A 20,297-nucleotide genomic window follows, 5' to 3' on the forward strand; every position below is an offset into this window, starting at 1 on the left:
TTAATACAGAATTCGCACTTGGGGATAGCGCGCGCCCGGCTACAAAAGAAAAACCAATAATCAGTCTTATGGTATATTATCAGTTGGAAGTCATCACGAGGAAGCTTCAACTGAATGAAGCGATATGTTTAAGTGGCTTCGCGCGACAAATCAAAGAAACCGACTAGAAATGGTATTCTCTCTCAGTTCGCAGTTCCGCCCCGCCCTCAAGGAACGAAAGAAATAATAATCGGGAGAATGTCGAAATGAACAACCTTAAAATCTGGCTCTCAGCCGCGGCTATTGCCGGAGCCGCCCCCACCATTGCCGCCGCCGAATGCGGCGAAGTCAGCATCACCGAGATGACCTTCTCATCCGCGATCATCACAACTGAGATCGCCACCTTTTTGATGGAACAGGGCTACGGCTGCACAGTCACGCGTGTGCCCTCTGATACGATCCCTGCTCTTACATCGCTCGCCGAGAATAACGAGCCAGATATCGTCACTGAGCTTTGGGTTAACTCTGCGGGCAACGCCTACGAGAAGCTTAAAGAAGACGGCGTCATCCAGGATATGACGAAAGTTTTGCAGCCCGGTGGCCTCGAGGCTTGGTGGATCCCAACCTATCTTGCAGAAGAGCACCCAGAGCTCAAAACCATCCAAGGCATTCTGGATAACCCCGAATTGGTTGGAAATCACTTCAACAACTGCCCGACAGGCGGTTGGGTCTGCAGCACGATCAACCGCAATATCGCCCGCGCCTACGGTTTTGAAGAGGCCGGAATTGAGGTTTTTGATCACGGTGGCGGTGAAACATTGGCCGCCTCTCTTGCCTCCGCTTACGAAGCCAAGGAGCCGTGGTTCGGTTATTACTGGGAGCCGACGGCGCTCATGGGGCGGCTTGATATGACCATGGTGGATATCGGTGACGTCGACCTTGACGCCCACGCGGCCAACCTAAGCCCCGATGTCACAAACCCGAAGCCAAGTTCCTATCCCCCGAGCCTTGTTTACACGGTCGCAACCACCAACTTTGCGGAAAAGTACCCTGACGTTGCCGAATTGATGAGCAATATCAGTTTTGAAACCAGCGAGATGAGCGCTCTTCTGGCTTGGAAGGATGCGAACAAAGCCTCTACCGAAGAAGCGGCCGTACACTTCTTGATGAACAACAAGGATGTCTGGCGCGATTGGCTGAACGAAGACGCGCGCACGAAATTGTCGGCGGTTCTGGAAGATAGGTAATGATATCGGCCCGGCCAAAGTGTCGGGCCCATTTTAATGCGAGACTACCGGTTCTGGCCGAAGGCCGTTTCGTTGGCGTTATCACGCGAACCAACTTAATCGGTGCCCTTGTGCGGAACAGCCTGAAAGCAGATCTTCTATCGGGTTTCAACTATGAAGGGGTGAGGAAAAGACTTGTAATCTAGATGTCGACGCAGGCGGTTCGGACCCGTGCATGGCCCACCATTTGATAGGGGGAAATCCTGTCGATTCAAAAGAAAACTGAGAAGCCGTTTACCGAAGACTTGATAGCGCCCCTGTACGCCGCCGGATTTTAAGTGGTTTGAAACTCTGTTCCACCAAAGCTCGCCTGAATGAGCCGTATGAGAGTTTCTCATCGAGAAGGGAATTCCGAAACGGATCATACAAACGGTCAGCAAGCGCATCTGATTGGATCTGGGCCACACGGTTTGCGTTTAAATTAGGGGCTGCGTCTTAGGCACAGCCCCTGATCGAGATGGGCTTCTCTTTAAAATCCAGCCTTAATCTTCTCAAATTCGACGATCATCTGCTCACGCATTTTATTGTCCAGCGGACCCTGCGCCAAGACCGGCGCGGACACTTCACCGAGGCCGACACTGTCTAGCACGCCAGATCCCAAGGACGCCATCTGCGTTTGGTTGCCACTGCCGTAACCCCAGGCCTCCACGATGTAGTCGGCGGTGGCAGGCTCCATCCAAGCGTTGAGGAAATCATACATCAAGTCTTCGGAGTTTGGCCCGTCGACCACATTCACATAGCCGCAGAACCACGAAGACGATCCTTCAGCGGCTTCGCGATTACTCGCAACGGGAATGCCTTCGCCGATAAGCGTCGTAGGTGTCTCGTTCCATGCCCATGCAAGCGCAACCTCGCCCGTGGTCATCAGCTGTGCAAGCTCGGCGTTGTCAGCCCAATACGTAACAACATTAGAATGAGCCTGACGCAGCCAAGCAGAGGCGGCCTCAAACTGTTCTTGTGTCACGTCGCTCCAATCGGTCACACCTGTCGCCAAAAGCCCGAGCGCATAAACGTCATCGACATTGTTGGGCAGCGAAACCCGGCCGGCAAATTCTGGGTCAAGAAAAGCCTGCAGGCTGTCCATTTTAGACGCATTAACCAAATCAGTGCGGTAGACAAGGGACGTCGTGCCCCAGTCGGTCGGCAACATGTAGTAATCGCCGTCAATCACGAAGGCTTCCTTTACCTCGTTCACATCATCCCAGCGATCAATGCGCGACGTATCAAGCGGTTCGATCAAACCGGCCAACTGCCATTTCGATACGGATTGCGAGCATGGGTGTGCTACGTCGACCTCAAACCCTGCGCGCAATTTCTGGAATGCTTCTTCTTCTTCGCCGAAAAAGGAATAGTTTGGCGGGCCGCCGTGTTCTTTGATGTAGGCCCCGATAAAGCCCGGATCTTCGAAACCAGACCAATCCAAAACAATCAGTTCCTGCGCTGCGGCAAGGGTTGGCATGGCAGCGAAAGCGATTGCCGTCGTTGTTCGTTTCAAGGTTCTTAGCATTCTAAATCTCCAATGTTGGCTTGTATTTAATCCAGCAGAAGAACCGCCGAAGCGCTCTCCCAGCCGATGCGGACTTGTTGTCCGACTTCTCTTAGTTCGCGGTTGCTGGTGTTTCGCATAGACACGACAACCGGTGTGTCAGAGCCCTCGAATTTGACATCGTAGTAAGTCAGCTCTCCACGGTACTCGACATCGGTCACGGTGGCAGGGGTCTCTTTGTCGTAGGCCATCGCGCCATCGTCCAGAATGGTCATCAATTCCGGGCGCACCCCCGCACAGTAGTGACTTGATGCGTCCGCACACGGTTGAGGATTGAAGGCAAGGTCCGCAACACCCAACCCTTCGATCCTGGTCGTCGCGATGTCGCCCTTCACCTCAAGAATGTCCGCTTTAAGGATGTTCATCGCCCCGAAGAATTCGGCCACACGTTTGGAAGCAGGTCGTTTATAGAGCGCTTGTGGAGAATCCAGTTGTGCGATTTGCCCTTCAAACATCACGGCGACGCGGTCCGACATCGTCAGCGCTTCTTCTTGGTCGTGGGTCACCAGAACGAAGGTAATCCCGAGGCTGCGCTGCAAACGGCGAAGCTCCGACTGCATTTCTTCGCGAAGTTTTCGGTCAAGCGCGGAAAGCGGCTCGTCCAGCAGCAAGACCTTCGGCTTCAGGATCAGTGCGCGCGCCAAGGCAACGCGCTGGCGTTGTCCGCCTGACAGCGCGTGGGCGGCGCGTTCGCCGTAGCCCGCGAGGCCCACCTTCCCCAGCGACTCCGTCACCATTTCGGCCGTTTTAGCCTTGTTTAAACGTTGCGAGCGGAGCCCGTAGGCCACGTTCTGCGCGACACTCATGTGCGGAAAAATGGCGTAGCTTTGAAAGACCATGTTTGTGGGCCGCATGTTGGGCGGCACGCCGACCATCGATTGACCGCCAATCAATACGGTGCCAGAATCGATCTCTTCGAACCCCGCAATGGTGCGCAACAGCGTTGTCTTACCGCTGCCTGATGGTCCAAGAAGCGAAAAGAATTCACCTTCATTTATGTGGCAATTCACATCACGCAGCGCGTGGTACGTGCCATAATATTTTTCGATGTTGGAAAGTTTGATCATCGCTCTACAAAGCCCCGCTTGTCGCTTTTTGGCCAAGACGGCGCGCACTGCGCCGCCTCAGCAATTCGGAAAGTGTCAGAAGCACGACCGACAAGATCAGCAGAAGTGTGCCAAGGGCCATAACGCTAGGAATTCGCTGTGGGAAACGCAGTTGCGACCAAATGTAGACTGGCAGCGTGGGCTCGGTTCCTGAAAGGAAAAACGCGATCACAAATTCATCCAATGAAATGGTGAAGGCGATGAGTAAGCTGGACACCACGCCGGGCATAATTAACGGTAAGGTCACCCTACGAAATGTATTGATGCGGGATTCACCAAGATCGAGCGATGCTTCTTCTAAACTAGGATCAAGTTGCTGGAACGATGAGCGCAAGATTGCGATGCAGAACGGCGTGCAGATCAACACATGTCCCATAATGATGGTGTAGATAGAGAGCTTGAACCCCGCCAGAAGTACGACGGTGAGCAAAGACACGCCGATAATGATTTCAGGCAAAAACATCGGCAGCATGATCGCACCAATCGCAAAACCTTTGCCGGGAAACCGGTATCGGACCGTGGCCGACGTTGCCAATAGGCCGAGCATGGTTGCGATTATGGAACTGACGGAGGCAATGATTAGGCTGGTCCCGGCAGCTTTGCGCAATTCCTCTGCAGCGCCCAACGATTTGAACCAATTAAACGTAAACCCAGATAACGGAAACGAGATAATGCTGCTGTCATTGAAAGCAAAGATCGGCAAAAGGAGTGTCGGTGCATAGAGAAAGATCATGAAGATGATCATAAACATTGTGAGAACGCGCCTGCTCATGCTGCGCCCTCCGCTTTCAGATAGCGGCGATTGAGCCAGACAAAGATACCTGCCACGCTGCTCACCAATAGCAGGGCCGATAGCGCAAGTGCGGCTCCCAATGGGGCATTATTAGCATTCTTGAATTGGATTTCGATCATGTTGGCAATCATCAACCCGTCCGGTCCACCGACCAGTTTGGGCGTCACGTAGTCCCCAATCGTCGGGATGAAAACAATCAGCGTCGCCGCCACAACACCGGGCATCGACAACGGCAAGGTAATTCGACGAAACCGTTGGAACGGGGTGTCGCCAAGGTCCTGCGCGGCCTCCAGATAAGACCGGTTTACCTTTTCCATCACCACAAAGATCGGCAATACCGCAAAAGGCAACCACGCATGGCTTAGTGTGATGACAACGGCAAACTGATTGTAACTGATCCAATCTAGCGGCGTGTCTATAAAACCCAGTCCCATGAGCGATCCGTTGACCACCCCGTTGAATCCAAGGATCACCTTCCACAGGAAAATTCGCATTAAATAGGACGTCCAAAACGGAATGGTGATCAAAAACACCAGCATCGCCTTGCGATTGTTGGGGGCCACAAACGACATGTAATAGGCCGCAGGATACGCAAGTCCGACTGTCAGCACGGTGACGATGATCGAGATCTTTAGCGAGCGTAGCATCAACGTCCGATAGATCGGACTCGTCCACGCTTCTTTGAAATTGGCGAGCGTGAATGTGCGGTCCAGCGTCAAGAAGTCCTGCGTCCAGAAGCTCATCGCAAGTAATATCGCCAGGGGTGCAGCCAACAACAGGACAGAGAACGCAAGCGGCAGGCTAATCTGCGACAATCCGCGTCTCGCATCGGAATCCAATCGCGCGCTTTTTATCATTTGTTCGCCTGCTCTGTGGGCAATGCAATTGCAACAAGGGCACGCGTCATCGCCTCAATTCCTTCTGTTACATCTTGATATGTTCGGTTTTCTGAACGGGTGAAATCGAAGAACATCATGTTCGCGTTGTTAAAGAGTGTCCTGCCAAAAACAGCGCTATCAAGGTCGTTCCGCAATAGGTCGCGTGACTGCAGATCCTCGGCCAATGCAACGACTTGATCACTCAGCACGCGGTCAGATCGACGCAGACGACGTGCTTCCTTTGATGTGACGTCAGCAAAGGAGATCGCGAACCCCTTACGCCAAAGTGCTTTGTTCAAAAGCATAGATTCCGGGGCGAAGTATTGAAGCAGGAAGGCGCTGAAGATGTCCGCAGCGGGGGCATTAAAATCTGGCGCGAATGTCTGACCCATATCCTCAAGCCGCTCATTTTCTATGGCGATCAGGGTCATGAGGATCTCGTTCTTGCCCGGAAAGTAGTTATAAAGCGTCCCCACCGAAACCCTCGCAGTTTCGGCAATATGCTCTGCCTTCACAGCATCAAATCCGTCCCGCGCAAACAATTCAGCCGCAGCGTCAAGGATGTGCTGCTTGCGTTCGATTTTCTGTTGTTCGCGTAATCCCATGTGAAGCTTGTAAGGGCGGTTGCCGGTAAAAATCAACAAATATTATAGTTGATTCTAAAATTATACCTGACTATAGAAATATCAATACTGCGCAGAACGTGTGCCATAATGCGTCGCGACAGCCGGCATTCTTCAAAGGACACAGCATGACAGATACATCAAACAGCCAAACTGACGTCCGCAGCGAAGACAGCCACATCGTGCGCCCTTGGCAGGATGTCACCGCACTTGGGCAGGATGAGGCGACCGTGCTTGAGGGAAGTTCAGGCATTTACGTCAAAGACTCTGAGGGCAATAACCTGATCGACGGCCCAGGCGGTATGTGGTGCGTCAACGTCGGCCACGGTCGCCGCGAGATCATCGACGCCGTCGTGAACCAGATGGAGGAGCTTTCCTACTTTTCGCCTTGGACGATGTCCGCGCCCATCACAACGAAGCTGGCCGAACGCATGGCCAGCATCGCGCCTGGTGATCTGAATAACGTCTTCTTCACCACAGGTGGGTCTACGGCTGTTGATTCAGCGTTGCGCTTTGTCTTCTTCTACAACAACTGTCTCGGTCGTCCCGAGAAGAAGCAGATCATTTCGCGTGTGAATGGATATCATGGCAGCACTTACCTGAGCAGCAGCGTATCAGGCAAGAAAAGCGAAAAGGCACATATGGATATGGCTAAGGGTCTGGGCCATTTCATCTCTAGCCCCAAGCCCAAGGATCGGCCAAAGGGAATGTCGGTTGAAGACTTCGGCGATATGTTGATCGCAGAACTTGAAGCCAAAATCCTCGAGGTCGGCGCGGACAAGATCGGAGCCTTTATCGCAGAACCGGTCATGGGTTCGGGCGGTGTTATTGTTCCGCCGGAGGGGTACTTCAAGCGCTGCCACGAGATATGTAAGAAATACGATATTCTCTTTATTGCAGACGAAGTCGTTACATCCTTCGGGCGATTGGGGTACTATTTTGCATCGGAGGACGTATTTGGCGTCGTGCCCGACATGATCACGACGGCCAAAGGCATGACATCGGGATATTTGCCGATGGGCGCGCTGCTTATTTCGGACCGTCTAATCAATGATATCAACGCATCCACGAATGAGTATCGCGCGTTTACGTCCGGTTTTACCTATTCCGGCCATCCCGCGTCGGCGGCCTGCGCTATGGCGAACCTCGACATCTTCGAAGACAGCAAATTGCTCGAACACGCGCGCGATATCGCGCCGTATTTCGCCGAGGCCATGAAATCTCTAAATGATCTACCAGTTGTAACCGACGTGCGTGTTGTCGGTCTTATGGCAGGTGTCGAATGCGAACTTGACGCGGGCAATCCCGACGAAGACCGCGACTGCGCCTTTGCCGCGAAGGTAGATGAAGCATGCCAGACCCTTGGGCTGCTCGTGCGCCCAATTTACAATTCCTGCGTCATGTCACCGCCACTTACGATTACAAAACCTCAAATCGATAAAATGGTTTCGATCCTGCGTGCGGGAATTGTGAAGGCCGCCGCAGAGGAATAACCAGAGGGATCATTCTCTCAACCGCAATAAATGACCGGTTTGTCCGCGAGGTGTGAATTCGACCACTGGTGCTCACTGTGATCACCGGTGTTATGGCCTCAGTCCAGATCACAGACGGCGCTTCGGTTTAGCAAAGCAGACGCAAAAGCGACTCCGTTCTAAAATATGAGCCTACTACTCATTGTCATCGGCGCGTTTCAGTATCGTTTGGCACCTAGGCGAGAAGTTCGTCAAAGCGTCGATTTAAGATAGTCGAAATGACGTTGCGCCATGCCGCGATAGGAATTCCAGCCTTGCGCTGTGGCCTTTGCGACGTCATCGCTCAACACGGCCAGCGGCTTCCCGGATGAGAGTGCAAGTATCTGAGTTTGCGCGGCTTTCTCAAAAAAGTAGAGGTCCTCAAACGCATCCGCGACCGTAGGGCCGGTCACTGTGATGCCGTGATTGCGCATGACCAGAACAGTATTGCTTCCCATCGCTTGCGCAAGGTGGGCCCCCTCGGCTTCGCTGTCGGAAATTCCGCCGAACTCCAGATCATATCCGATCCGGCCCCAAAACCGCGCGGTGTTGTTATCGATCGGCAGCAAGGTGGGGTCCTCTAGGCTTGCCAAAGCCGTCGCATAGGGCGAATGGCAGTGCAGGATCACGCGCGCGGCGGGAATTTCACGGTGCAACGTGCCATGGACGGCCCATGCAGAAGGGTCCGGTGCATTGTCGCCCAACATCGTCTGGTCATCATCCACATCCAGTAACAGCAAGTCGTCGGGGTCAATCGTTGCGAAATGCTGCCAGCATGGGTTCAGCAGAAACTGACGCCCGTCGTCGGACACGGCGGCGCTGAAATGGTTGCCGACGGATTCGCTCCATCCGAATTGATGGCAAAGGCGGAAGGCAGCGGCGAGGTCTTCACGCAGGGCCGCCATTGTATCAACTTCGGAATGTACATTCATGATTTAAACCGCCCTTCGGAGACCAGCGACCGATAAGTCGAGCGCATTTCCGCCCTGTCTGTATATGTGCCGCGCAAATAACGCTCACCGCTTGTCGCAAAATATGCGGCACGGCCATGCACGATGCGGTGGTTGTCAAAGACGATACACTCCGTCGCTTGGAGCGTGAATTTCATGATGTATGTGTCATCCTGCAGCAGTTTTCCGAAGCGGCAGAAAGCGGGGTAATAGGTGTCCAGCAGCTCCTGCCGCAGGTCGATCAGATCCAGCATATGCTGGCTGATTGTTAGGCCGGATACCTCGCCATTCTGGTCGAGCTCAATCACGCGCTGATAGCTGCGCATGTCGTAATCATCGTGTTCACAGTAGAACGGCACGTCGATCTCGGACAGCAGTTTGAAGCCTTCCGGGTCGATATTGCGGAAGTCATTGGCCGCGGCAACCCCGTCCCCGAACAGGTTCAACCCACCTTCCACGCTGTTGGCGCGCATGTGCAGGTATTGAATGCCGGGCGCGGCTTCTTCGGCGGGGACATCAGTGTGCAGTTCAAGGGCCGCAGCGGTATAGGCGCTGTTGGTCGGTTTGATATGCGTCCGCACGTCGAAATAATCGCCAAAAAAGGTTGGACGCACTGTTCCAGCCAAGTTCGCAAGGTCAGTGAGTGCTACATCTGTGTCGGGCATCTGGGTCACGATCGAAATACCTTCGACGATCATCGCCTCAAGCCATGCGGTGCGCTTGGTGGGGTCTGTCTTTAGCTCATCAAGCGTGAAGCGTGTCACATCCGCGAAGTGATCCCCGAACCACGGTTTGCGAGGCAGGTCGGCAGGATCGGGCCGTGCCGTGCCGTTTGCATAGGTCTCAAGCGTTGCCAGTGGCATGCGCGTGACGTGGTCTTCGTCGGCCCATGTAATCACCAGATGCTCATCTTCGACCAACGCAGCACTGGCCCGCGGAGGGAGGTCCAGATGAAAGATATCAAAGGTACGTTCGCGCGTGACGCTGCTGAAGGATGCGGGGCAATTATCGCGCAGCCAATAGTAATTGAAATAGGCCATTTCCGCATTCGAAAGTGGGATGCGAAGGCCGTTTTCTTCCAATATTATTTGAGCTGTGGGGGAGGTCTGTATGTTCATGATCTAAGCCCTCGAGAAATGACGAATTTCACTATTCTCAAGCAGATTTGCCATTTGAAAAAGCCGCAAAAATCGGAATATAAGTTAACATGAGGGTTAACTTATGACTGATCGATCCTTCCTCCATGCGCTTGAAACGCTTGAATTGGTGTGCCGCCTGGGGTCGATGCACAAGGCTGCGGCGCGGTTGAATGTTTCGCCACCAGCAATCACGCGGGCCATTCGTTTGTTAGAGAGCGAAGTCGGTGCCACGCTCATGGACCGCAGCACAAAACCCGCGCGGCCCACCGAAGCCGGAGAGCGGCTGGCCCGCGCCACGCGGAACGGTTTGGCCCTTATCGAAGACACCATCGCCGACATCCGCGCCGAAAACAGCAGTAACGATAACCACGTCACATTGGCCTGCACCATCGGCATGGCGACCTACTGGCTGATGCCGCGCTTGTCGGATTTCTATGCCAAACACCCGTCGATTACGGTCAATGTACAGGCCCCGCCCCTTGACCGCCCTGTGCTGTCACGCGGCATCGATATCGCGCTGCGCTATGGCAGGGGGGATTGGCAGGACGGCGAGACCATCAAACTTTTTGACGAACGAATTTGCCCGGTGGGTCGGCCGGACGTGATCGAACGTGCGTTGAAACAGGGCGGGCTGTCGCAAGCGTGGCTTATCGATGTGCGATCAACGAGTCAGCACTGGCTGGGATGGACGGAATACCTGAGGGCCGCGGGGGAAACGTTCAAGCCCCAGGGTGAGGTGTTCGACAACTACATTCAGGCTGTGCAGGCGACGCTGGATGGTCGCGGGCTGATGCTTGGGTGGAAGTCGATCACATCAGAGCAGGTGAGTGACGGCACCTTTGGCTCATGGCCCGGCGGCGACAAATATATCGGGACAGCCTATTTTGTTTCGTCGTCAAAAACCGGGGGCAGGAAAGCGGCGGCCCAATCGTTTGTTAAGTGGGCTGTCGACATGGCGCGGGACCAATAGCCCCGCGCGGTCCAGTGAAAGCTCGGACATAACGATTTCAGCGCCCTTTCCAGATAGGATCCCGTTTTTCTGCAAAAGCTCGCGCACCTTCGGTGTTATCCTCAGACCGGCTTTGTTGCACAAATCGGGTTAATGACGTTCTTCCCCTTACCCCAGACGAATTTAGCCTACGGGCTTAGTGATAGGTATGCCAAGAGCCGTTCAGCGTTTTCTGACGGCGGCAAAGAGTGCTGAAGTCCGGTGCTGACCAATCAAGCACGACCAACCGCAGCAAGCTTTGAACGAACCCGGTTGTCTGGCGGAGCGGCATGCCAAAAAGGACCTTCAGCGTTAGACACGTTTGAATAGCCGCGTCACTGAATTGCTGTTGCCGACCGCGCTTGCCGTTTGGCGGCGGCGCCCACACCATCTAAGGATCAAACCAGATCGACGACGATCCGCGCCGCTTTAATTCTTGGTCTTATTATGGTTGGGGACCAGCTGCTTATCCCCTTCAGCTATCACACTGGATTCATACAGTGAAACCCATCAACCTATTTGTGCAACAAAGCCTCGCTAATAGACCAGCCACAACCAGTTGAACGGCTAACCAGACGCTGAGAAGCCCCGAGCACTGCGCGTTCGTGCGGATACCGCCCCTTTCCGTTAACTGTAAGTCTCTGGAACCAGTGTCCAGAAGACGGCCAAAGCAAAAGTCGGTCATGGGACGCGAGCCAAATTGTGGTGCCGGCAGAACTCCATGGTTTCTTTCGGTGTCAACGACCCAACCCCGCGCCTCCAGTTGGACGCGATCAGCGTGGCGTTGCCAATGCAATAGCACTCACTTAGCCCGCAAGATAGGTGCGGAACCAGGCTACCATGCGCGCCTCAGCGAGCTTGGCGGCGACTTCATCGTAGCGCGGCGTCGTGTCGTTATGGAACCCGTGGTTCACCTCAGGATAGATATGCGCTTCGTAGCGCTTGTCGTTTTCTTCCAGAGCTTTCTGAAAATCTGGCCACATGGCGTTGATGCGTTGGTCGAGCGCGGCAAGCTGGATCATCAGCGGTGCCTCTATCTGCGCGACCTGCGCACTGTCAGGAGCCGCTCCGTAGAATGGCACACCCGCAGCCAACTCCGGATAGGCTACGGCCAGCTTGCTGACGACGCCCCCGCCGTAGCAGAAACCCGTTGCGCCGACCTTGCCATTGGTGCCCTCCAGCGTCTGAAGATATTCGAACCCTGCAAAGAAGTCGTTCAGCAAGGCTTCGCCGTCGAGGCCGCGTTGCATCTCACGGCCCTCGTCGTCACTGCCAGGATAGCCGCCCAAGGAAGATAGGCCGTCCGGGCCCATGGCAACGAAGCCCGCCTTTGCAAGTCGCCGCACCACATCACGGATGTAGGGGTTAAGGCCGCGGTTCTCGTGGACCACCAATATCGCAGCTGGCGGCTGGTCGGGGTCGGTATTAGCCGGTCGAGCCAAATAAGCCGTGATATCTCCGGTGCCGTTCGGGCTTTGGTAGATGATGTCTTCACCCGCGATGTCGGCATCATCCTCTGCCACCTGCTGGGCCAGCGCATAGTTGGGGGTGAGCGTGCTGAGAACTGCGGCGGCAGTCAGTCCACCCACGGCCCATTTTCCCACGCGATCGAGAAACTCGCGCTTCGAGATTTTGCCGTGTGCGTAGTAATCATAGAGGTCGAGAAGCTCTTGGTCGAAGTCAGCCGCGGTCAGGCGGCGTTGAGGGCTCTGGTCATCCATCTGCGAATCTCCCGCTGTTTCCGCTCAGGATAGCATGGGCCCGCACGGTCGATGGTCACGAATTGCGACAGGGGTCCGGGGGTGCCGCCGTTCAGCTTTTTTTCCTGCGGAAACTGCGCCAAATCTTGAGGTCGGCCATAACCTTAGCCGCCGCCACGACCACACAGAGGCACAATGCAGCCTTGGACCAGTAACCCATCGTTCCCTCGATTAGCATCGCATGGGCCACGGCAGTCAAAACAGCGAGGGTGACGCAGGACGCATGGCCAATGCGCCAGGTTCTGATCCTCAGGTGCCGACGCATCAAGGCCAGACCCGCAGCGCCAAACAGCAGCCACATCGAGATTACGCCAAGGGTGGAAAACGCGGTGGGCGCGGCAAAGGTCAGCGCGTCGATCATATCGGGAGGGCTGGTCATCCAGAGCCCCGCAACATGGACGACAACCAATGCTATCAGCACGGCTCCGATCACACGGTGGGTCCGCCTTCCAGCCCGCGCGGCCAACCCCGGAAGGTAGCCACCCACAAGCAGAGGCTGGCACAGAATGGCAGCCATGGCCGCGATCCCGGCAAAACCCGCAACGATGTAAATCGGCTGGCGCCATTGCAGCAACGGGCTTTGGGCGGCGACGACAAGCGGCACCATAACCGTGGCTACAAGACAGCCCCAGATCAAAAAGGCCTTGGTCGCTCTCATCTGAGTCAGACAGCCTCGAGAACGAAGTCGGCCGACAGGGTGGTTTCACTGGCGCTGACCATGACGGGGCGTAGGAACACGGTCTTAAACTCCACATCGTCATCATAGGCAAGATGACCATGCGGCTGGCCAAATGCTGGAACGATCTGAGGCATCTCTAATCGGAAGCGGCCCTGAGCGTCGGTCAGGGTGGCGCCGTGGCTGTGCGGATCGCGCTCATGGCCCTCGGTGGTATGGGCCCAGATCTGGATACGCCTTTCCGCCAAGGGCATCCCGTCGCCTGCACGCAAAACTGTGCCTGACATCCAGAAGCCACCGTTGCCAATGCGCTCAACGATTGGTGCGCCGGAAAGGTAATTGTTCGCCCCGCCGCGCATGGTTAGTGTCGGAGAGATCCCCTTTGCTTGTAGGGGGCTGACCAAGCCCGCGATGCCCGGCACGAGAGCGGCACCGGATACGGCAAGTAGCGCGCGGCGGGTAAGGTTGTTTGCATGCATGAAGCTCGTCCTCATTGTGGAGTGCTCCTCACAATACCATAATCGGTCGGGGCAAATCGCGCCTATGAGGTTTTTAACGCGATTGTGAAGGCCCTCACTTTCATCGATTGTTCGCACCGCCAATGAAGCTGCAGAAAGGCATGTGGAAACGCTTTTTGAATAATTTCACGGCCAAGCCCGGTGGGGGGCGAACCTTCGACGCATCGCATGCGAACGGCAGCTTTGAGCCGTTCCGCAATTTGAATTAATACCGAAAATCTCTCCATCTGCGGCAGCATGCGCTGAGGATGACGCGCATGATGCATATCCCCCCGCGGCGAAACGTTCCTGCGACTTCGGTGATGCCCAATCTCCCCACCAGACAAAGATCATCTCGCTACGTATCGCGTGAAACGTAGAACGATTGCGTGATCGAAGTTAGCATGCACTGCATGAGCATGGTCGCGATTGCAGATTGTTGAATTGGGCGGATTATTTGAGCCTGAAGATAAAGAAGTTATTAGGGTTAAAACCGACATTGGTGGGTAAAATATAATGTGCGCAAAACCCCTTGAAGCCCGAGCGATGTTTCAGTCAGTCGTCGAAAACAGCCCGTTCGGCGTATGGATCGTGGACGACGATGGCCTTGTTGTCTTCAGTAATCACAGCGCAGAGGCTCTGCTGCCGGATAGGAAAGCCAAGACCACTGGGGTACAAATCTCAGAATTCTTACCAGCCCTGTCGGTCTCTAACGGTGAGCTGACCTTCACCGGCATTGAGATCGGGGATTTCGAGAATATCATCTCCCTCCCTTCGAATGAGGATGCGCGATTTGGAGAGGTGAGCCTGAGCCGGTTTAAGGACGCTACAGATCGGCCCTTTACCATCGTTAACGTCAATGACGTCACGAACCGCGTAAATTCTTGGTACGCGCTGAGGGATCAGGAAGAACGCTGGAATCTGGCGCTTGAGGGAAGCCAAATTGGTGTGTTTGAATCTGACCTTCGCACGGGTTCGGGTCGCGCATCTGACGCTTGGTATCAATTACTCGGCATGTCCGATGCGAACGGAAAAGATTCCGATCGCGAGTGGCGCGAACGGATCCATCCGGACGATCGGGAAGAGGTAGAATCGCTTGATGCCGAATGCATCGAAGGGCGAGTCGAGCGGTCAGAAGCCAAGTTTCGGATGCGCGCTGGTGACGACAATTGGCGCTGGATGCGGTCCATCCTCAGAGTGACGGAACGAGATGATCAGGGCGATCCGGTGCGCGTGCTCGGCACAATGATCGACATCACACCGCTTGAAACCGCGTTGGACCTTGCAGATGCGCGCCGGGCTGGCTTGGAAATGCTGGTGACAAACGCGCCGGTCGCAATGGCTGTTATGTCCCTCGACGGGGCTTTTATGCTTCTGAATGATGTCTGCTACACGCTATTTGGGTATGCCGCCGGGCAACTTGAGGAGAAGAAGGTCTGGCAGCTTTCCGGTGAAAAAACGCTGGAAAATCTTAAAGCTGAAGTCGAACGGCTTTTGGCTGGAAACACCAGCATTTCACGCGTTGAGGACGAATATGTAAGACCGAACGGCGAGCGGCTGACCCAGGTGGTGAACGATCTGCTCGATTTTCAAAAGCTTACTGCTGGGCACTTCTCTGTTGAAATCACTGAAGTCGATGCCATAGAAATCATCCGCCAAACAGTCATGGACAATGAACCCTTCGCGAACAAGTTTGAAGTATCCGTCTCAGTTGATGCGCCAGAACATCCCATCATTGTTCATGCCGACGCCCAACGTCTGAAACAGGTAGTTACAAATCTACTTTCAAACGCGTCGAAGTTCTCTGTCTCCGGCACAACAGTTGAAGTCAGAGCGGCAGTCGATGAAGGGACACTCCTAATTACAGTGACCAATCGTGGCCGCGGCATTTCCCCCGAGTTTGGCAAACGGTTGTTCGAGCCATTCTCGCAGCAGGCAGAACATCTAACACGGGACCGAGAAGGCACAGGACTTGGGCTGGCCATCTCTAAAGAGCTTGTCGAAAATATGGGCGGTAAGATCGGCTACAGTTCACAAATCAATGTGCAGACCACATTTTGGGTTCGGCTTTCTCTGGCTTTGCCGAGCGAGCGACAGTTAGAAGAAACATCGTCTACATCGAGAATAGAAGGGGCGAAGATCGAGAACCTCCTGTCAGCATCGTCATTTAGAAAGACCTGAACTCTTATTGGGCGGAAACCGGTCATTCGCTGCGACATGCACCAAGGCCTGCCTTGCGCACATTGCGCGCATACAGGACCATGCTCGACGGATTGGACTGTATGCATCCTCAGGCTCAGCGGACTTAGGCCCGGAGCGTCCAGTCAATCGTCATTGAGCGGCGCAGCGCTGCGATCTTAAAGCTTCAAAGCGATGGGGACGATAAAAACCAGAGCAAAGATCCGTGCGAAGTGATGGACTGCCACATAGGCCGGGTCCAACCCCAAAGACAGACCGATCGCGGCCATAGCCTCGACGCCGCCGGGGGCATAGGCGATCCAAATCTGGCTGAAAGAAAGCGTCGTAAGCTCGACAGCAATCAATGCAAAAATGAGTGAAACAATGAGCGCCGTGGCGACGGTAGACAGACCAGCAAGCGCATAGCGGCGAATTTGGCCGAGGGTCACACGGCTCATCCGCGCGCCCAGCACGGCACCCGTAAGGGCAAAGGCCCCGAAAATGACCCACGCCGGTGTAGCCCCCTGCGCGATACCTCCAGCGTGGGCGGCGGAGCTGACAACCATGCCCGACAGCAGACTTGCCGCAGGGAGGCCCAGCCGGCTTCCGATCATCCCCAGCAATAGGGCGGCGGCCAGTAAGCCGAAGAGTGTAGGAAGGCCCATGACAGTCTGGTTCAGCCCGGAAGCAGCCTCCGACGTTTCAAATGCCACGGCCAATGGGGGAACGAGGATGACCAGCGCAAGCAGGCGCATCAGTTGGAGGAACATCACCGCCGTCGCGTCCCCGGTGCCTTCTGCAGCGATGGCCACGGCATTTGACATGGTGCCGGGCGAACTGGCCAGCGTCGCCGTTTGCGCGTCCAGCCCGAAAATCCGGGTCAGGAGCAGCCGTCCGGTCAGGACCGTGACGATCAGCGACAGGATGAGGATCGACAGGCTGATGCCCCATGTGCCGATTTGCCCAAACACATCTTCGGTTACGCTCGATCCAAGCGACACGCCGATCGTCGCGAAAGCAAGGTCACGCAGCCCATTCGGCAGGCCGACCTTCAGGCCAAGGGCAGATACACCGGCGACGGCAAGGGTGCTGCCGATTAGCGCCCCTGCCGGAATGCCCGCAAGGGCGGCCAAAGCCGCCCCTGCAATTCCTGCCATTAGGGTTGGCAAGTATGATCTTAGATCAAGCGCCATCGCCTCAGAGCGCTTCCGAAGTGGCATCGCCTTCCATCCTACGGGCCCGCCGGGACAGCCAGATTGGTGCAATCACCACCAGAAGCGCGAGGACATAGAGCACGACGCTCTTGTAGTCCGCGATCAGGATCGACCAGTCACCGCCCGAGATCGACAGCGCACGGCGCAGGTTATTCTCGAACAAGCTGCCAAGCACGAAGCCAAGGATGACCGGCGCCAGCGAGAAGTCGAGCTTTCGCAGGAACCAACCGAACACGCCGAGGCCAGTGATCAGAAGCAGGTCGAAGGGGTTGCCCACGATGGTGTAGATGCCGATGAAGGCCAGGATTGCGATCAGCGGTGTCAGGTAATGCTGCGGGATCGTCAACATCCGCGCAAACAGCCCAACAAGCGGCAAGTTGATCACCAGCAATGCCACGTTGCCGATATACATGGAAGCGATCAGACCCCATGCCACTTCGGGGCGCTGCACGAACATCATCGGACCGGGTTGAATGTTAAACATCAACAGGGCGCCGAGCAGGATGGCCGTGGTGCCGGACCCCGGAATGCCGAGTGTCAGCATAGGCACCATTGCACCGCCTGCGGCCGCGTTGTTGGCAGCTTCGGGCGCCGCCAGCCCGCGCACATCGCCGGTGCCAAAGGTTTTGTCTTTGTCCGAGATCCGTTTCTCGGTGCCATAGGCGACGGCAGAGGCCACCGATGCGCCGGTGCCGGGCAGGATGCCGATGAAAAAGCCAATGACTGAGGCCCGAACGATGGTCCATTTGCATTTCGCCAGATCGGCCATGCGCACAAAGCTTTTGTCCACCGGCAGGGCTTTGAGCTTGCCCGAAACCTGGTGCTCGACGAGGGTCAGCAGCTCCGCCATACCGAACAGTCCCACCACCACGATCAGGAAGTCGATGCCCGCCAGAATATCCGGCAGTCCGAAGGTATAGCGTGGAATGCCGGTGTTCGCGTCGATGCCGATGGTAGCCAGCATGAGACCGATGGTGGCGCCGAGCATTGTCTTTACCGTGCTCTTGCCAACCAGCGAGGCCAGCGAAGCGAAGGCGAAGACCATCAGCGCCACATAGTCGGCGGGCGAGAATGTTACTGCGAAGGATGCCAAAGTCGGCGCAAAGAGCGACATTAGGATCACCGCAAACGTGCCGCCGATGAAGGAAGCGATGGCAGACAACGAGAGGGCACGCCCAGCCAGCCCGGCACGGGCCATCGGGTTGCCGTCGAGCGTGGTCATGACCGCGCCCGCGTCTCCCGGCACATTCAACAGGATCGAGGAAATCCGCCCACCGTATTCCGCACCGTAGTAAATGCCCGCCAGCAAGATCAGCGCCGATTCAGGGCCAAAGCCGAGCCCGTAGGCGATGGGCAGCAAAATGGCCACGCCGTTGATCGGCCCCAGGCCCGGCAGCGCGCCGATCAGGGTGCCAGCAAAACAGCCTGCTAGGACGAGAAAGAGGTTGAACGGGTCGAGCGCCACGCCAAAACCTGTGGCAAGGCCGGTCAGAACGGTTTCCATCAGAAATCTTCCTTTTCAAAGCTGTCGACAATCGCCTCGTAGAGCTCACCCTCGGGCAGATTGAGATCCAAAAGCATGGCGCAGAGCAGATAGCCCAGCACCCCCGTGGCGACGCCAAAGAGCGCCGAGCGCCAGAACCCCGCCCCCAGCATCGCGCAGAGCGTCGTGCCAAAGAGGATCGTGGCGAGGATGAAGCCGAGCGGCTCGTAAAGTTCGGAATAGGCGATCAGCAGGATCACCGTGGCACCCAGACGGAACCAGGTCTGACGGCTGACGCCCATCTCTTCGGTGTCGGGTTTCCACAGGATCACCAGCAGGCAGACAATCGCGACGAGCGACAGAATGCGCGGCCAGCTTTCGGGGCCAAGCGGGTCATACTGGAAGGGCGCGCTGATGGCGGTGAACGCGATGACCGCATAGGCAAGCGTTACGACCAGCAGGACCCCGGCAAAAATTCGGTCGACCATGTTGGCCTCCTCAACGTCTGGGGTGTGACATGAAAGGACGACCCGCACCGGTGGACAGTGCGGGCCGCGCAAGGATTGGCGATCAGTTGATCAGCCCAGCCTCTTTCGCGATGGCGCGAAGGTTCTCGACCCGCTCTTCGATGGACTTCTGAAGTTCGTCACCCGCAAGGTTCAAAGGCAGCAAGCCGCGCTCTTTCTGAATGGCGGCGAACTCCGGCGTTGCATAGGCGGCCTCGAAGGCATCAACCCACTTTTGGTAGTCTTCGTCGGATACGTCGCCGCCCATGTAGAAGCCGCGCAGGATGGTCCATTCGACATCAAAGCCTTGTTCCATCGCGGTCGGAATCTCGGCGAAGGGTGCCTCCAGACGCTCGGGCGACATCACGGCGAGCAAGCGCATCTGACCGGATTCGATATGCGGCACCATTTCACCCACATCGCCCATGTAGACTTCGATCGAGCCACCCAGCAGGGCCGCAATCGCATCACCGCCGCCATCGAACGCGACATAGCGCATGTCCATCGGCTTGGCTCCGGCTTCGCGCAACAAGAGCGCGCCTTTCATCCAGTCTTGCGAGCCGACGGAACCCCCTGCACCCACAACGACAGACGCAGGATCGGCGGAGAAGTCACTCATCAACTGTGACAAATCGGTATAGTCACTGTCCGCATGCACGACTACTGCGCCGAAATCCGCACCAGCGGTGCCGACCCAACGAACGTCCTTCTCGGTGAAGGCGCCGTATTTGCCGGTGACGATGTTCAGTAGCGACCCCGTCGAAAAGGCAACGATGGCCGATTCGTCATCGGTGCGGGTTGAGTTGAAAAGGTTATAGGCCACAGCGCCAATGCCGCCAGGCATGAAAGTGACCTGGACCGGCGCATCAATATGCGGGTCAAGGCCGGTTTGCGCCACCCGGCAGGTCAGGTCAAAACCGCCACCGGGGTTTGCCGGGGCCACGCATTCCGGGCCGTCGATCTGAACCTGCGCAGATGCGGATGCTGCGAAACCGGCGGCAACGATGATTGCTGCGCCAAAGCGAGTGAATTTCATTGGTGTTCCTCCCTGAACAATGTCTCCGAGTCACCCCGGGGTCCGACATCTATAGAGAAGCTTCCTGATCCAACCCTGACGCCAAGCTGACAGGACACTGACCTGGGCCGCGGCGCGGTTTCTCCATCTTCCCGGGTCATTGCCGCTC

At 56.0% G+C, this 20,297-nt stretch carries 18 protein-coding genes and 1 pseudogene; 4 read left to right on the top strand and 15 right to left on the bottom strand.

What is annotated here, in order from left to right; translation table 11 throughout:
- Window positions 1-245 precede the first annotated feature (245 nt).
- Window positions 246-1,226 carry an ABC transporter substrate-binding protein gene (locus WNY61_RS16470; RefSeq protein ID WP_342852534.1) on the top strand — a complete coding sequence of 327 codons (981 nt, stop codon included), beginning with the start codon at window positions 246-248 and terminating at the stop codon, window positions 1,224-1,226.
- A gap of 508 nt (window positions 1,227-1,734) precedes the next feature.
- On the opposite strand, the gene WNY61_RS16475 is transcribed toward WNY61_RS16470, so the two are convergent.
- From WNY61_RS16475 to WNY61_RS16495, 5 genes are read right to left on the bottom strand one after another with little or no spacing between them, the layout of a single operon-like run.
- Entirely contained in the window at window positions 1,735-2,772 is a 1,038-nt protein-coding gene (locus tag WNY61_RS16475; protein ID WP_342852535.1) for an extracellular solute-binding protein, read from the bottom strand.
- Window positions 2,773-2,798: 26 nt separating this feature from the next.
- Window positions 2,799-3,878 carry an ABC transporter ATP-binding protein gene (locus WNY61_RS16480; RefSeq protein WP_342852536.1) on the bottom strand — a complete coding sequence of 360 codons (1,080 nt, stop codon included), beginning with the start codon at window positions 3,876-3,878 and terminating at the stop codon, window positions 2,799-2,801.
- A 4-nt stretch (window positions 3,879-3,882) separates the two neighbouring features.
- Window positions 3,883-4,689, bottom strand: coding sequence for an ABC transporter permease (locus WNY61_RS16485; protein ID WP_342852537.1), 807 nt, complete (start codon window positions 4,687-4,689; stop codon window positions 3,883-3,885).
- Window positions 4,686-5,567 (bottom strand): ABC transporter permease, encoded by an 882-nt coding sequence (locus tag WNY61_RS16490; protein ID WP_342852538.1) that lies wholly within the window; start codon window positions 5,565-5,567, stop codon window positions 4,686-4,688. Before WNY61_RS16490 ends, WNY61_RS16485 begins: the two co-directional genes overlap by 4 nt.
- A complete protein-coding gene (locus WNY61_RS16495) occupies window positions 5,564-6,232 on the bottom strand; it encodes a helix-turn-helix domain-containing protein (RefSeq protein ID WP_342852539.1) in 669 nt (222 codons plus the stop codon). Before WNY61_RS16495 ends, WNY61_RS16490 begins: the two co-directional genes overlap by 4 nt.
- A 107-nt stretch (window positions 6,233-6,339) precedes the next feature.
- Between WNY61_RS16495 and WNY61_RS16500 the strand changes: the two genes are divergently transcribed.
- Window positions 6,340-7,704 carry an aminotransferase gene (locus tag WNY61_RS16500; RefSeq protein ID WP_342852540.1) on the top strand — a complete coding sequence of 455 codons (1,365 nt, stop codon included), beginning with the start codon at window positions 6,340-6,342 and terminating at the stop codon, window positions 7,702-7,704.
- Between the two features lie 230 nt (window positions 7,705-7,934).
- Here WNY61_RS16500 and WNY61_RS16505 read toward each other — a convergent pair whose 3' ends face one another.
- Both WNY61_RS16505 and WNY61_RS16510 read right to left on the bottom strand, forming a co-directional pair.
- Window positions 7,935-8,654: a class II aldolase/adducin family protein gene (locus WNY61_RS16505; protein WP_342852541.1), complete on the bottom strand. Its 720-nt coding sequence runs from the start codon at window positions 8,652-8,654 to the stop codon at window positions 7,935-7,937.
- On the bottom strand, window positions 8,651-9,790 hold the full coding sequence (locus WNY61_RS16510) for a TauD/TfdA family dioxygenase (RefSeq protein WP_342852542.1): 1,140 nt from the start codon (window positions 9,788-9,790) through the stop codon (window positions 8,651-8,653). The genes WNY61_RS16505 and WNY61_RS16510 overlap by 4 nt, the downstream gene beginning before the upstream one ends.
- Window positions 9,791-9,893: 103 nt before the next feature.
- Here WNY61_RS16510 and WNY61_RS16515 point away from each other — a divergent pair, with 103 nt between their 5' ends.
- Window positions 9,894-10,781 carry a LysR substrate-binding domain-containing protein gene (locus tag WNY61_RS16515; RefSeq protein WP_342852543.1) on the top strand — a complete coding sequence of 296 codons (888 nt, stop codon included), beginning with the start codon at window positions 9,894-9,896 and terminating at the stop codon, window positions 10,779-10,781.
- A gap of 202 nt (window positions 10,782-10,983) precedes the next feature.
- On the opposite strand, the pseudogene WNY61_RS16520 reads toward WNY61_RS16515, so the two are convergent.
- The 4 genes and pseudogenes from WNY61_RS16520 to WNY61_RS16535 all read right to left on the bottom strand — a co-directional run.
- Window positions 10,984-11,241: pseudogene (locus tag WNY61_RS16520) on the bottom strand (transposase); the annotation flags it as partial.
- Between the two features lie 364 nt (window positions 11,242-11,605).
- A complete protein-coding gene (yghX, locus tag WNY61_RS16525) occupies window positions 11,606-12,520 on the bottom strand; it encodes a YghX family hydrolase (protein WP_342852544.1) in 915 nt (304 codons plus the stop codon).
- Between the two features lie 91 nt (window positions 12,521-12,611).
- Entirely contained in the window at window positions 12,612-13,217 is a 606-nt protein-coding gene (locus WNY61_RS16530) for a ferric reductase (RefSeq protein ID WP_342852545.1), read from the bottom strand.
- Between the two features lie 5 nt (window positions 13,218-13,222).
- Window positions 13,223-13,714, bottom strand: a complete 492-nt coding sequence (locus tag WNY61_RS16535) for a twin-arginine translocation pathway signal (RefSeq protein ID WP_342852546.1) — start codon at window positions 13,712-13,714, stop codon at window positions 13,223-13,225.
- 564 nt (window positions 13,715-14,278) lie between these two features.
- Between WNY61_RS16535 and WNY61_RS16540 the strand changes: the two genes are divergently transcribed.
- On the top strand, window positions 14,279-15,913 hold the full coding sequence (locus tag WNY61_RS16540; protein ID WP_342852547.1) for an ATP-binding protein: 1,635 nt from the start codon (window positions 14,279-14,281) through the stop codon (window positions 15,911-15,913).
- A gap of 176 nt (window positions 15,914-16,089) precedes the next feature.
- On the opposite strand, the gene WNY61_RS16545 is transcribed toward WNY61_RS16540, so the two are convergent.
- The 4 genes from WNY61_RS16545 to WNY61_RS16560 form a co-directional block, all read right to left on the bottom strand.
- Window positions 16,090-17,130, bottom strand: coding sequence for an AbrB family transcriptional regulator (locus tag WNY61_RS16545; RefSeq protein ID WP_342852548.1), 1,041 nt, complete (start codon window positions 17,128-17,130; stop codon window positions 16,090-16,092).
- Window positions 17,108-18,628, bottom strand: coding sequence for a tripartite tricarboxylate transporter permease (locus tag WNY61_RS16550; protein ID WP_342852549.1), 1,521 nt, complete (start codon window positions 18,626-18,628; stop codon window positions 17,108-17,110). Before WNY61_RS16550 ends, WNY61_RS16545 begins: the two co-directional genes overlap by 23 nt.
- Window positions 18,628-19,095, bottom strand: coding sequence for a tripartite tricarboxylate transporter TctB family protein (locus tag WNY61_RS16555; RefSeq protein ID WP_342852550.1), 468 nt, complete (start codon window positions 19,093-19,095; stop codon window positions 18,628-18,630). The genes WNY61_RS16550 and WNY61_RS16555 overlap by 1 nt, the downstream gene beginning before the upstream one ends.
- Window positions 19,096-19,177: 82 nt before the next feature.
- Window positions 19,178-20,149, bottom strand: a complete 972-nt coding sequence (locus WNY61_RS16560) for a tripartite tricarboxylate transporter substrate-binding protein (protein WP_342852551.1) — start codon at window positions 20,147-20,149, stop codon at window positions 19,178-19,180.
- Window positions 20,150-20,297: the final 148 nt, after the last annotated feature.

The sequence above is a fragment of the Sulfitobacter sp. AS92 genome, from assembly GCF_038900015.1.
GTDB lineage: Bacteria > Pseudomonadota > Alphaproteobacteria > Rhodobacterales > Rhodobacteraceae > Sulfitobacter.